The organism is Shewanella sp. 1180_01, from assembly GCF_052850535.1.
Genome location: NZ_VXCT01000039.1, coordinates 34,418 through 48,138, shown reverse-complemented (window position 1 = coordinate 48,138; position 13,721 = coordinate 34,418). Strand labels below are relative to the sequence as shown.

Genomic DNA, 13,721 nt, shown 5'->3' with positions numbered 1-13,721 from the left:
TAGCTTTTTAGCTAAACGAACAGCAGAAGTGTTAATTAAGATTGGCATTGTTGCAACTGTGACCGTTGGCGGCATGGATGCCGTCGTCGAGCCCTCAGGGACGCTTCTTGTTAAATGCAAAGGCGGCGTGTCACAGGGGAAACAATGACAATTCATGCTGCAAACTGACAACAAAGTTATCTTGCTTTGGGGCAGAAGTGAGTTAAATCAACCTATCGGTTCTAATTGCATCCTGATGTGAATCTTGACAGGTTCAGTCTAGGCTAATCCACCTTTTGTCATCTGCATGTCATCTAAACTTCATCATTCAGTCAAAGCCCCTCACTAAGCTCATATTCGTTAACAGCCTAATGGGGTGAATACGAGATGACAGGATTTAATTTCAAGGAATTTGAAACAACAGTGCAGGGACAGATAAATGACCCTAGCCTTTCACCTCCTATCTTTAACCGCTCGACGCAATCACCTACATCAGTTCCGACATCTGCACCAACACCCTCAAATCGATTCAATTCAGCTTCTTTTACCCCATCCGCATTAACTTCAGACCAGACGGCATCACCCCATACACCAAGCATCACAGTTAACGCCCTCTGGCTATCGGATATCCATTTAGGCTGTAAAGATTGCAAGGCCGACTACCTGCTCAGTTTGCTTGAAACTGTGCGTTGTCAGCACTTGTATCTGGTCGGTGACATAGTCGATTTATGGGCGCTGAAACGTAAGCTGCATTGGCCTGATAGCCACAATAAGGTGCTACAAAAATTCATTGAACTGGCACAAAACGGCACACAAGTGATTTATCTGCCGGGCAACCACGACGAACTGATCAAACCCTATGCCGAGCTAAGCCTGTGGAATATCAAAATAGCCCGCCAACATATTCACCACGGGATTGGCGGCCATAAATTGTTGATGCTCCACGGGGATCAGTTTGATGCCGATGTGTGTGTCGGCCGTTTCTACGCCATATTGGGCGATCATTTATATGACTTATTACTGTTCCTTAATCGCAATCTCCACAGCCTGCGGGAACGCTTAGGTTATCCCTATTGGTCACTGGCAAGTTACATCAAATCCAAAGTGGGTAAGGCTCAAGCCGCTATCGGACATTATCGCCAAGCGGTGCTCAACTATGCCCAGCATTTCGATGTTGACGGCGTGATCTGCGGCCATATCCATCAGCCAGAACTCTCGACTCACCCCAGAGCAGCACAATACTGCACGCCCCAAAGTACGCCTGAGCAGCGGCAGATCATCTACGCCAACGACGGTGACTGGGTTGAAAACTGCAGCTTAATCACCGAAACCCTTAACGGTGAATTACAGCTGTGCCGCTGGAATGAACAAACGCTCAATCTCGATATTCTCAGCAGCATAGCGTTAGTGCAACAGCCGCCTGAGACGCACAAAAACCAACAACAAAAAACGGCAGCGCAGCCAATGCCAAACACAAATACCGGCGAAACTCGCCCAAGGGATGTTGCCTAACACTATGAATCAGCTAAATAACATGACTCATCAATCAGATAACGCTATGGAACACAATGACCAGACGCTCAACAGCAACCTTAACCATAATAACCATGCCGTGCAGCCACCAGCGCTTAAGGCGAAGAGCATGATTTTTACCGTTGATAATATGGTTGAACAAAATCTGCCGTCTATCAACGACAAACCTTGGCTCGCTAAACCCGCCAAGGCCATGCTGCGTTACCTGCTCAATGAAAAACAATGCAATGATATCGCCAATCAATATGCCTATTTACAGGGCGTGGACTTTGTCGAGCAAGTGCTAGCGAGTTTCGACTTTAGCTTTACCGTGCCCGCCAACGAGATAGCAAACATTCCCTGTGAAGGCCGAGTGGTGATCTTCGCCAACCATCCCATAGGTTCACTCGATGGCTTAGCGCTGATCAAACTGATCAGTGAAATTCGCCCTGATATCAAAGTCGTCGCCAACGAACTCTTGATGGCGCTGGAACCGCTGCACTCAATCTTACTGCCAGTGCGCAATATGACCGGTGGCACACCGAAACAGCATTTAGAAAAAATCCACCAGCACTTGCGTAATGAAGGCGCGGTGCTGATTTTCCCGTCGGGCGAAGTTTCGCGCCTTCGCCCTAACGGCGTGCGAGATACTCAGTGGCACTCTGGCTTTTTAAAGATGGCGATTTCCTGTAATGCGCCCTTACTGCCGATATTTTTAGATGCCAAAAACTCTGCGACCTTCTACGGCGCATCTATGATTTACAAGCCACTCGCCACACTGCTGCTGGTGAAGGAAATGTTCAAACAGGCCAAACGTAATATGCCGATCCGCATTGGCGAGCTTATTCCCAATGAAGCCGTGCGCACGATGGACTTTCCACTCAAGACCAAGATAAAACTGCTTAAAAATCACTTGTATCGTATCGGCAAAGATAAAGTTCCACTGTTTATCACCCAAAGCGCTATCGCCCATCCCGAATCGCGCCGCGAACTGCAAGCGGCACTGCAGCAATGCGAACTGCTAGGGGAAACGCAAGATAACAAGTTGATTTACCTGTACCAGCACCACGACAGCAATCCCATCATGCGGGAAATTGGTCGCCTGAGGGAAATCGCCTTTCGCGCCGTGGGTGAGGGTTCGGGCAAACGCCGCGATATCGACAAATACGACTCCTACTACCAGCACTTAGTGCTGTGGGATAAAGAGCAGTTTGAAATTGTCGGCGCCTACCGATTTGCCAGTGGCGACAAAGTCTTAGAAAAATACGGCGAAAACGCCCTCTACAGCCAATCGCTGTTTCAATACGCCGACAGCTTTATGCCCTTCGTGAAACAAGGTTTAGAGCTTGGCCGCAGTTTTGTGCAGCCTAAATATTGGGGCAAACGCAGCTTAGATTATCTGTGGTTTGGCATAGGCGCTTATCTCGCCAAACACCCTGAATATCGCTACCTATTTGGCCCAGTGTCCATCAGCAATCAACTGCCCGGCAGCGCCAGAGAAATGCTCGTGCACTTTTACTCGCGAGAATTTGCGCCTGCGCAGCAGATGGCGGTTTCCATGTCGCCCTTTGGTTTATCCAAATCCCAAAAAGCCAAGTTAGATGATTTGTATTTCTCCGAGGATTATCAGAGTAACTTTAAGCAACTCAAACAAGTGCTCGCGAGTATGGGCGCCGCCGTACCTACGCTCTACAAACAATATGGTGAACTGTGTAAAGCGGATGGGGTTAAGTTTCTCGCCTTTGGTATCGACGCCGACTTTGGCGATTGTATCGATGGCTTAGTGCTGGTGGACACCCACAAACTGAAAGGTAAAAAGTATCAACGCTACATAGGCGCACACTTGCCCGAATCGGAGCGGATGCCAATAACAGCGGATGATGAGCCAGAGGTCCAAGATCTTTGAGTTAAAACTTTGTAATGGGTGTTGGCTAAACTTGCACCACTCTGTTATAAGTAACTGTAATGCAGCGCATTAACAGAGCGCATCCTAGGATGCGCAAGCATAACAGGGGATCATTATGCCGATCATTATCGCCGATATTATGAGTACCCGAGTCGTCACGGTTGAAATGGACGATCGATTAACTGTGGCGAAGGAAATCTTCGACCAAGCGAGCTTTCATCACTTATTGGTCGTCGATGAGTATCAACTTGAAGGCGTGTTATCGGAGCGGGATCTATTGCGCGCGATTAGCCCGAACTTGGGCAGTAGCGCCGAAACCGCAAGAGATTTAGAAACCCTGCAAAAACGAGTGCATCAAGTGATGACGCGTAATCCGGTTACCGTCGCACCTCACATCAATTTAGACACGGCCACCCGCATGTTATTAGATAACAATATAGGCTGCTTACCCGTGTTAGAGGACGGTAAATTGGTTGGGATTGTTACTTGGAAAGACTTATTACGTGCCTATTGTGAATACAGAGCACAAAATCAAAGCGAGTGCTAATCCTAAGACTGCACTCGCTTCTGTTTATAATAACTCAGTTAAAATCACTCAGTTTGCCTAACTTAAATCGCCCAACCACCCATATAGAACACCACTAAACCTAAGGTAATGGCGAGCACGCCTACTTTCAGTTTGCGCCATTCGCCGCTACAGATACGGCCGACAACCAGAGTCACGAAGCCCAGCATAATACCAGTGACGATATTACAACTTAAGATGATAAACACAGCGCAGGTTAAGCCTGCCATGGCATCGACTTTATCGTCAAAGTCGAGCTTTGCCACGTTACTCAGCATCAACAAACCCACATACATCAAAGCAGGTGCTGTCGCATAAGCTGGCACTAAATAACTTAATGGCGCTAAAAACATCATCAATAAAAACAGTACGCCAACGATAGTCGCAGTTAAACCTGTCTTACCGCCCGCCGCAGTACCCGCCGCCGACTCGATATAAACAGCCGCTGGTGCGCCGCCCACTAAACCCGCCACCATGCTGCTGACTGAGTCTGAGGTTAAGGCTTTGCCGCCGCCAACAATATTGTCGTCTTTATCGAGCAAATTCGCTTGGCCAGCCACAGCACGGATGGTGCCGGTCGCATCGAAAATCGCCGTCATCACTAACGCTAATACGATAGGCAATACCACAGGATTAAAGGCGCCCATGATATCGAGCTGACCAATCAGTGAATGCTCTGAGGTTAAATCAGGCAAGGCAAACAAACCTTGGTATTTCACGCTCGGATCGAACACTAAACCAAATACCGATAACGCGATAATCACCAACAAAATACCGCCAGGTACACCGCGGCGTTCTAAACCGATAGTTGCCGCTAAACCTAGAATAGTAGCGATAACAGGTAAGCTGTTAATGTCGCCCAACTTCACCGGCAAGCCTGCGCTATTGGCCACAATCAATTGCACACTGTTAGTCGCAATCAAGAGTAAAAACAAGCCGATACCTATGCCAGTACCGTGGGCTATGCCCTTAGGTAAATTAGCCAGCACCCACTGACGAACACCGGTCACGCTCACAAGCGTAAAGGTCACGCCCATCAGGAAAATCGCGCCTAAGGTAACCGGAATCGACATGCCCTGACCGAGCACTAAGCTAAACGCAGTAAAGGCGGTGAGCGAAATCGCGCAGCCAATCGCCATAGGTAAGTTTGCCCATAAACCCATGAGCAAAGAACCAAATGATGCAATTAAACAGGTAGCGATAAACACGGCACCAGGATCAAATCCCGCTTGGCCTAACATGTTAGGCACCACAATCACTGAGTAGACCATAGCGAGGAAAGTTGTTAATCCCGCAATCACTTCTTGGCGAACTGTGCTGCCACGTTGTTGAATAGAAAAATAACGGTCCAGAAACGAACCAGAGGGTACGGCTGTTGAACTCAATTGCTCAGACATAATGTTGTTATACCTTGTGATCTCTTAAAATGGGGTCGGTACCAATTACCCTAAAACGCAATTGGCGACGCTGGCTGCGGCAGATTAGAGCCCCAAATCCATCAGACTTGGGTGAGAGATCCACATCATTCTCCTACTGTGGGAAAAATCCATGATCTGCAAGCAGTGATGCTTCGCGATGATTAACAAGCCATTAATCATGTAGACGCAGCCGTTGTTGGCCGCGGATGATACTGGAATCTCCCAAAGATAGCTAAGACATCACCTGCACTTCGATAAAAAATTAGCGGCAAAAGCCGAAATCAGTTGTTCAAAAACCGCCCAACCCTAGGCAATAACTGCCCATTGAACTCACATTAATCACCACCAAAGTCTGCCAGAGCAGCGCTAAGCTTACGCCCTTAAAAAGTTTTCATAATCTTTCATATATTGTCAAACCCCATTCATCACAGCAAGCAAGTCCATTCATATCTCCCCTCTATAGTGCTCCTATCAAAAATCGCTTTCGATCGGAGTCGAGCCCAATGACAAAGCCAAACATACAAACACCTACATCAGAGAAATCCACGCGCAAAAGTGAATTAAAAGCGCTCGGGTTCATCATCTTTTTACTCTTCCCCGCGCTCACTATCGCAGGGATCAGTATTTACGGCTTCATCATTTGGATGATCCAAGCCTTCGGCGGCGTTGTCGGCCACTAACTTATATCTATTTACCATATAGTTACTTTTTGAGGACGCGATTATGAAGTGGTTAACCAACCTCTGGCGCACACTGAACAAACCCACCAAAGCGCTGACCTTAGGCGCCGTCAGCATCAGCGCTTTTATCATGGGTATCATCTTCTGGGGCGGATTTAATACTGCACTCGAAGCCACCAATACCGAAGCTTTTTGTATTAGTTGCCACAGTATGGAAAGCAAACCCTACCAAGAGCTGCAGGAAACTGTGCATTGGTCGAATCACTCTGGCGTTCGCGCCACCTGCCCCGATTGCCACGTGCCCCATAACTGGAGCCGTAAAATCGCCCGTAAGATGGAAGCCTCCCACGACGTCTGGGGCTGGTTATTTAACACAGTCAACACCCCTGAAAAATTCGAAGCCAAACGCTTAGAAATGGCGAGCCGTGAATGGAAACGTTTCGACCGCGACAACTCCTTAGCCTGTAAAAACTGCCACAACTACAACTCGATGAAATGGGAAGCCATGTCACCGCTGGCACAAAAACAGATGAAACGCGCTGCAGAAATCGACCAAAGCTGTATCGATTGCCATAAAGGTATTGCGCACCACTTACCAGAAATGGGCACGGCCCGTGCACCTGAACTCATCGCCGAAGTCGGCGCTGGCGTCAGCTCAGTAGAAACCAACCAAACTTACTATAGCGCCCTGACTAAACCCTTATTCTTCACTGATAAAGGCGATGTGGAAGCTGGCACGCTCAACGTAGCAACAAAAGTCAAAGTGCTCGAAACCCAAGGCAAACGCATCAAGATCGGCATCGATGGCTGGCGTAAAAAGATTGGTGCTGGCCGCGTGATCTACATGGACTTTGGCGTGAACATTCTGTCGGCACAGTTAACCAAAGACGCAGCCGAAACCGAAGGTGTTATCCAAACCTTTGAAGAAAAAGAAGATCCTATGACAGGCCTTAAATGGCAGCGTATCGAAGCACAAATCTGGACCGATAAGGATTATCTGCTGACCGAGCTGCAACCACTTTGGGGTTATGCCCGCGATACCTTCCGCTCCAGCTGCAGTGTTTGCCATACCCAACCCGATGAGGCGCACTTTGACGCCAATACTTGGCCGGGAATGTTCCAAGGCATGTTGGCCTTCGTGAATATGGACCAAGACACTCAAGCACTAGTGCAGAAATATCTGCAGGAACATTCGTCAACTTTTGTGAAAAAAGAGCACTAATTCGGGAGTAATACCATGAACAGAAGAGACTTTTTAAAAGGTATCGCCTCATCCTCTTTCGTTGTCTTAGGTGGCAGCTCAGTGTTAGCGCCCTTAAATGCCTTAGCCAAAGCGGGCATCAATGAAGATGAATGGCTAACCACAGGTTCACACTTCGGCGCCTTTAAAATGAAGCGCAAAAACGGCGTCATTGCCGAAGTGAAACCCTTCGACTTAGATAAGTATCCAACGGATATGATTAACGGCATCCGCGGTATGGTCTACAACCCATCCCGTGTACGTTACCCTATGGTGCGCTTAGATTTTTTACTCAAAGGTCATAAGAGTAATACTCATCAACGGGGTGATTTCCGCTTTGTTCGTGTAACGTGGGACAAGGCATTAACACTGTTTAAGCATTCATTAGATGAAATCCAAACCCAATACGGTCCATCGGGTCTGCATGCGGGGCAAACCGGTTGGCGCGCCACGGGTCAACTGCATTCCAGCACTAGCCATATGCAACGTGCGGTGGGGATGCACGGCAACTATGTGAAGAAAATCGGCGACTACTCCACAGGTGCAGGCCAAACCATTCTACCCTATGTGTTAGGTTCAACCGAAGTGTATGCCCAAGGCACTTCATGGCCGCTGATCTTAGAACACAGCGACACTATCGTGCTCTGGTCGAACGATCCGTACAAGAACCTGCAAGTGGGTTGGAATGCGGAAACCCATGAATCTTTTGCTTATCTTGCGCAGTTAAAAGAGAAAGTGAAGCAAGGCAAGATCCGCGTGATCAGTATCGACCCTGTGGTGACTAAGACCCAAGCCTATTTGGGCTGCGAGCAACTCTACGTTAATCCACAGACAGACGTGACCTTAATGCTCGCCATCGCCCACGAGATGATCAGCAAAAAGCTCTACGACGATAAATTTATCCAAGGCTACAGCTTAGGTTTTGAAGAGTTTGTGCCCTATGTGATGGGCACTAAAGATGGCGTAGCCAAAACCCCAGAATGGGCCGCGCCTATCTGTGGTGTTGAAGCCCATGTTATCCGCGATTTAGCCAAAACCTTAGTCAAGGGTCGCACTCAGTTCATGATGGGTTGGTGCATCCAGCGCCAGCAACATGGCGAACAACCCTATTGGATGGCGGCGGTACTGGCGACCATGATCGGCCAAATCGGTCTACCCGGTGGTGGCATCAGCTATGGTCACCACTACTCGAGTATCGGCGTGCCTTCATCGGGTGCCGCAGCACCTGGTGCTTTCCCCCGTAACTTGGACGAAAATCAAAAGCCGCTATTTGATAGCTCAGACTTCAAGGGCGCGAGTAGCACGATTCCGGTTGCCCGCTGGATTGATGCGATTCTCGAACCTGGTAAAACCATTGATGCTAACGGCTCGAAAGTGGTTTATCCCGATATCAAGATGATGATTTTCTCGGGTAATAATCCTTGGAACCATCACCAAGACAGAAACCGTATGAAGCAAGCCTTCCATAAGCTTGAGTGTGTGGTCACTGTTGATGTGAACTGGACGGCAACTTGCCGCTTCTCGGATATCGTACTGCCCGCTTGTACTACCTATGAGCGCAACGATATCGACGTTTACGGCGCCTATGCTAACCGCGGTATTTTAGCCATGCAAAAGATGGTTGAGCCACTGTTTGATAGCTTGTCGGATTTTGAAATTTTCACTCGCTTTGCCGCCGTACTCGGCAAAGAGAAAGAATACACCCGTAACATGGGCGAAATGGAGTGGTTAGAAACCCTCTATAACGAATGTAAAGCCGCCAACGCGGGCAAGTTTGAGATGCCTGACTTTGCGACTTTCTGGAAACAAGGTTATGTGCATTTTGGTGACGGTGAAGTCTGGACGCGCCATGCAGACTTTAGAAACGATCCTGAAATTAATCCACTAGGCACGCCTTCAGGTTTAATTGAAATCTTTAGCCGTAAGATTGATCAATTCGGTTACGATGACTGTAAAGGTCACCCTACTTGGATGGAAAAAACCGAGCGTAGTCATGGTGGTCCTGGCTCTGACAAGCATCCGATTTGGTTGCAGTCATGCCATCCAGACAAACGTTTACACTCGCAGATGTGTGAGTCGCGAGAATACCGCGAGACTTATGCAGTCAATGGCCGTGAGCCTGTGTATATCAGCCCTGTCGACGCAAAAGCACGTGGCATCAAAGATGGCGATATAGTGCGAGTCTTTAACGACCGTGGCCAACTGTTGGCGGGTGCAGTGGTATCGGACAACTTCCCTAAAGGGATTGTGCGAATTCACGAAGGCGCGTGGTATGGGCCTGTGGGCAAAGATGGCAGCGTTGAAGGGGGAGCTGAAGTCGGCGCCCTGTGTAGTTATGGCGATCCTAACACTCTCACTTTAGACATAGGCACCTCTAAACTTGCCCAAGCTTGCTCAGCCTATACTTGCTTAGTCGAGTTTGAAAAATACCAAGGCAAAGTGCCTAAGGTCAGCTCCTTCGATGGCCCGCTCGAAGTCGAAATCTAACCTTAAAACCGAAACGCTGGATGCGCCGAACGCGGCGCGTCTCAGCATCCAATCTTAGCGCCAAAACTAGGGCGTGTTGAGGAAAATACTATGAGTCAAGTCGATATCAACCACGCCAGAGCCTTGGTTTATCAGCTGTTATCATCACTTTTTGCCCGCGAAGTTGACGAGCAAAGACTTAAAGAACTCACCAGCGAAGCGGCGCAGCAATTCTGGGAACAGCTTAGCCTAGAGGCTAAGCTCACTCAGTCAGTGGACAAAATTCGCAGCACACTCAATGGGATAAAAAGCGATGAGGCGTTACTCGAACTCGCGGCGGATTACTGCGGCTTATTTCTCGTTGGCACCAAACACAGCGCTCCACCCTATGCTAGCCTGTATTTAAATGGTGAGAATGAACCTCTGCTATTTGGTCAGCAACATCAGCAGATGAGTGAATTTTTACACCAGAGTAAACTGCAAGTGCAGAGTCATTTCCCAGAGCCCGCCGACCATTTGGCCGTGATGCTCGCCTATATGGCGCACTTATGTTGTCACAGTGAAGACAGTGTCCAATTAAGCTTTTTGCAAACCTGCGTCGACTCTTGGTTAGCAAAATTTATTAACCAACTCACTCAATGCGATAAAAACGGTTTTTATAGTGCCGTTGCCATACTCACCTTAGCGTGGGTGAAGCAAGATATCGCACAGCTTGAACCTGCTGAGGCGGTGATTAGCTAAACGTTCTAGTGCGACTTATCTTTAGACTAACGCTATCCAATAGGTTGATGAGCAGGTGGGTTTATGAGCAGGCAAGTTCAGTCGTTTTGTGCAGCTAACCATTGGCTCAAGGCGGCAATGGATGCCTGCCGGCAAGACTCAAGCCGCTGAAATTCACTGTGCTCCAACGCGTTATCGGCACTGGTTTTATTTACACTGTCTTTATTTGCACTGGCTTTTAACGTCAGCTCTAACTCCTTACATAATTTAGCTAACGCTATCAATCCCATACTGGCACTGCTGCCCTTAAGCGCGTGTAGCAACTTGGCGACCTCTTCCTTAGGGTTATTAGCTAGAGACAGTTTGGCAAGCTGTTCACAGCTCGAATCGCTAAAAAGGTCAAACATAGACATCATAGCTTCGCTACCGAGTACGTCCTTATCTTGCGCTAACTGTTTGAGGTCTAATAATGGCTCATCATCGACATCCGCGATTGTCGCTCCAATCTTAGCTACCGTTGCGACTTGAAGCGGCGCAGATAACTGGTCATTAACGGTCGATGATGAAATGGATGCAGACAAAGGAGAAGCCGCCACACCAAGCCATTCTGTAAGGGTTTGTAGACTCAGAGGCTTAGCCAAAACAGTATCGAATCCCGCCTCGCGATAATGCTGTAAATCTTCGCTCTGCATTTGGGCGGTAAAGGCGGCAAACTTCACACTAGGATTGGCGATCAACATTTTTAACTGCGGTAATAAATCAATTCCTGAGCCATCACTAAGCTGAATATCCAGCATCACAGCATCGAAAGCCAAGCCGTTAGACTCAACAAATTCAAGCGCCTGCTGGCAACTGACAGCAAGCACTGACTTGTGACCTAAGTGCGCTAAAAATCCCTGCGCCACCATAGCATTCACTTTATTGTCTTCTACCACCAGCACTTGACGAGTAGGCACTAATACCCTCTCTGTTACCGCTTTGACATAGGTCATATCGCATTCATTAAAGGCGAGTTCAAAACCAAACTCACTGCCTTTCCCTGGCTGACTTTTAACCCAAATCCCGCGGCCGCTAGCATCCATTAACTCAACCAATTGCTTACAAATAGCGAGCCCTAAACCCGTGCCGCGACTGCGACCTTGATTAGGTAAAGCACTGTAGGGCACAAACAATTTATCAAGTGCCGCAGGCACAATACCAACGCCCGTGTCCTGCACGACGAAGGACAATTGGGTGCCTTGCAGACTAACAGTTAGCGTCACGCAGCCCTCTTGCGTAAATTTAATGCCATTGCCGATTAGGTTGAACAATACTTGGCGCAACTTTGGCCCATCGATGTTGATGCAACTTGGTAGCTTTGGTTTGTTCATTTTGAGGCTGAGGCCAGCCAAATTAGCACCGGCAACCATGATCGCCAGCACTTCATCGAGCAAGCTATTGATATCGGTTGGCCTTGGCTCGTGGCTGAGTTTCCCTTGTTCAAGGCGCGAAAAATCCAAAATATCGTTCAACACGGTTTGTAATAACGTGCCGCTATATTGCGATAGCGCTAACATTTGCTGCTGCGCTGGCGGTAGTTCACTGTGACCGAGCAAGGTTAATGTACCGAGTAAACCGTTGAGAGGCGTGCGAATTTCGTGGCTCATGGTCGCAAGGAATTGGGATTTTGCCTGACTAGCCTCTTCAGCTATTTGCCTTGCTTTAGCATGGCCCTTGGCTTCGGCATCGAGGCGATTATTGGTATCGGCCAGCTCCTGCGTACGGGCAGCAACCGTTTGCTCCAACGCCTTTTTATGCTCGGTCAACTCATCTGCCACCTGACGTAAATCAGCCTGTAATTTAAGATTATGGGCAGTTTTACGCTTGAAGGCTTCAATAGCATTTGCCATCGCAGTCAGTTCATCATCCCCGTGGGCCTCTAAACTCACGTCCGTGTCACCTAAGCTCAAGCGGGACATAGCCTCGGTCGCCTGATTTAACCTAAGGGCGATACCGCGATAAATGACTCGATAGATCACAAAGCCAATTACCACAAACATCAAGGCACCTGTGCCCCAAAGCCCAAGCCTAGCAAGGGACAATTGGTGTAGATAATCACTACGTGCTAATTCAGCCTGTTGTTGCTGTTGATTTAGGGCTCTATCCACCAGCGTATTGAGTCCATAAAGTTTTTCGGCTAATTCTTGCTGCTGACGCTGTTGCTGCTGCAGTGTTTGGCTTAATTCCCGCTGTAATTTAATGATTTGTGGTGTGTGCGCTAACACTGCTAATTCGGTTTTTAACGCCTGCAAACGCCCCGGATCGCGAATTATCTCGGGCACATTATCGAGTGCCATCAAATCGATATTGATGTCACTCGAAGCAAGCGCTGAATCCGTCTTATGGGCAAGCGCCCTGTCCATTGCCGTCGCCATCTCAGGCTCAGGAAGCGTAAAACTCGGGGAAGGATTCGTGCTTGCAAACGTCGCCAGCAAATTTGGCACACTTAATTGCAATTCTGACTGCAATTCGGAGGATTCAAATAACTGACTTAACAAGGCAATTTGATGAACTAACTTAAGGGCACGATTGAGCTGCTCTTGAATATCAAGTTCGCCCTCAATCACATCGTCGAGTAATCGGCCGCTGCGCTTCGCGCCTGCCATATCAGGATAGGCCTGACTCAACTTCGCCAAGATGGCAGAATTCACAACGGCGAGCTCAGATTGAAGTAATTCGGAGGCATGTCCTGCGGCGATGGACAATTCATGGGCCTTAAGCTGCAGTTCATCGCCCATGGTCAAACGCCTACCCACACTTTTGCCAAGTGAGGTTAATTGGCTGATGATTTGTTCGGCCAGCAGGTTAAGATTTTGGCCTTCGTTAACATCCAATATGGTTAAGGTTTTGATGCCATTAAACATATTGACACTTTCAAGGCTCAGTTTACGACCAATAAACTCCCGTTGTCGTTCATCTTCTACCCGCCCTAACTGCTGCACACCATCGGACAAGGCATTAGAAGCTTGCACTAGCTGCCTCGCCGCTTGGGATGCGGGGAGCGACTCTTCGTACAAGTAACTGTCGGCCTGTTTTAACCAATGCAGACTTAAGCTGCCTAAGCTAACAAGCAGCATCAACAATACGCCTAACACACTGAAGGCGAGCATTAATCGACCGGTTAAACTGGTTCGCGATAAAGATAAAGGAGCCACACATCTTCCTTAAACTGTTACAATGCCACCCAAGATTATGC

At 48.3% G+C, this 13,721-nt stretch carries 9 protein-coding genes; 7 read left to right on the top strand and 2 right to left on the bottom strand.

What is annotated here, in order from left to right; all coding sequences use genetic code 11:
* Positions 1-366 precede the first annotated feature (366 nt).
* The 3 genes from FW758_RS17505 to FW758_RS17495 all read left to right on the top strand — a co-directional run bounded on the left by FW758_RS17505 (position 367) and on the right by FW758_RS17495 (position 3,944).
* The gene (locus tag FW758_RS17505; RefSeq protein ID WP_446446057.1) at positions 367-1,491 is read left to right on the top strand and encodes a UDP-2,3-diacylglucosamine diphosphatase; all 1,125 of its coding nucleotides are present in this window, start codon (positions 367-369) and stop codon (positions 1,489-1,491) included.
* A 4-nt stretch (positions 1,492-1,495) separates the two neighbouring features.
* A complete protein-coding gene (locus tag FW758_RS17500; protein ID WP_446446056.1) occupies positions 1,496-3,397 on the top strand; it encodes a GNAT family N-acyltransferase in 1,902 nt (633 codons plus the stop codon).
* Between the two features lie 115 nt (positions 3,398-3,512).
* A complete protein-coding gene (locus FW758_RS17495) occupies positions 3,513-3,944 on the top strand; it encodes a CBS domain-containing protein (RefSeq protein WP_113939315.1) in 432 nt (143 codons plus the stop codon).
* 62 nt (positions 3,945-4,006) lie between these two features.
* On the opposite strand, the gene FW758_RS17490 is transcribed toward FW758_RS17495, so the two are convergent.
* Positions 4,007-5,359, bottom strand: coding sequence for an NCS2 family permease (locus FW758_RS17490; RefSeq protein ID WP_347098922.1), 1,353 nt, complete (start codon positions 5,357-5,359; stop codon positions 4,007-4,009).
* A gap of 524 nt (positions 5,360-5,883) precedes the next feature.
* Here FW758_RS17490 and torE point away from each other — a divergent pair.
* The 4 genes from torE to torD all read left to right on the top strand — a co-directional run bounded on the left by torE (position 5,884) and on the right by torD (position 10,507).
* Complete coding sequence (gene torE, locus FW758_RS17485) at positions 5,884-6,060, top strand: trimethylamine N-oxide reductase system protein TorE (protein WP_115334088.1); 177 nt, start codon at positions 5,884-5,886, stop codon at positions 6,058-6,060.
* A 43-nt stretch (positions 6,061-6,103) separates the two neighbouring features.
* On the top strand, positions 6,104-7,282 hold the full coding sequence (gene torC / locus FW758_RS17480; RefSeq protein WP_446446055.1) for a pentaheme c-type cytochrome TorC: 1,179 nt from the start codon (positions 6,104-6,106) through the stop codon (positions 7,280-7,282).
* Between the two features lie 15 nt (positions 7,283-7,297).
* The gene (gene torA / locus FW758_RS17475) at positions 7,298-9,787 is read left to right on the top strand and encodes a trimethylamine-N-oxide reductase TorA (protein ID WP_446446054.1); all 2,490 of its coding nucleotides are present in this window, start codon (positions 7,298-7,300) and stop codon (positions 9,785-9,787) included.
* 90 nt (positions 9,788-9,877) lie between these two features.
* Positions 9,878-10,507, top strand: coding sequence for a molecular chaperone TorD (gene torD / locus FW758_RS17470; protein ID WP_446446053.1), 630 nt, complete (start codon positions 9,878-9,880; stop codon positions 10,505-10,507).
* A 77-nt stretch (positions 10,508-10,584) separates the two neighbouring features.
* On the opposite strand, the gene torS is transcribed toward torD, so the two are convergent.
* A complete protein-coding gene (torS, locus tag FW758_RS17465; protein ID WP_446446052.1) occupies positions 10,585-13,680 on the bottom strand; it encodes a TMAO reductase system sensor histidine kinase/response regulator TorS in 3,096 nt (1,031 codons plus the stop codon).
* Between the last annotated feature and the right edge of the window lie 41 nt (positions 13,681-13,721).

What these genes read in the sequence shown, in the direction of transcription:
- torE (WP_115334088.1), top strand. Translation starts at nt 5,884, where the DNA reads ATGACAAAGCCAAACATACAAACACCTACATCAGAGAAATCCACGCGC.
- torD (WP_446446053.1), top strand. Translation starts at nt 9,878, where the DNA reads ATGAGTCAAGTCGATATCAACCACGCCAGAGCCTTGGTTTATCAGCTG.
- FW758_RS17495 (WP_113939315.1), top strand. Translation starts at nt 3,513, where the DNA reads ATGCCGATCATTATCGCCGATATTATGAGTACCCGAGTCGTCACGGTT.
- torC (WP_446446055.1), top strand. Translation starts at nt 6,104, where the DNA reads ATGAAGTGGTTAACCAACCTCTGGCGCACACTGAACAAACCCACCAAA.
- FW758_RS17500 (WP_446446056.1), top strand. Translation starts at nt 1,496, where the DNA reads ATGAATCAGCTAAATAACATGACTCATCAATCAGATAACGCTATGGAA.
- FW758_RS17490 (WP_347098922.1), bottom strand. Translation starts at nt 5,359, where the DNA reads ATGTCTGAGCAATTGAGTTCAACAGCCGTACCCTCTGGTTCGTTTCTG.
- FW758_RS17505 (WP_446446057.1), top strand. Translation starts at nt 367, where the DNA reads ATGACAGGATTTAATTTCAAGGAATTTGAAACAACAGTGCAGGGACAG.
- torA (WP_446446054.1), top strand. Translation starts at nt 7,298, where the DNA reads ATGAACAGAAGAGACTTTTTAAAAGGTATCGCCTCATCCTCTTTCGTT.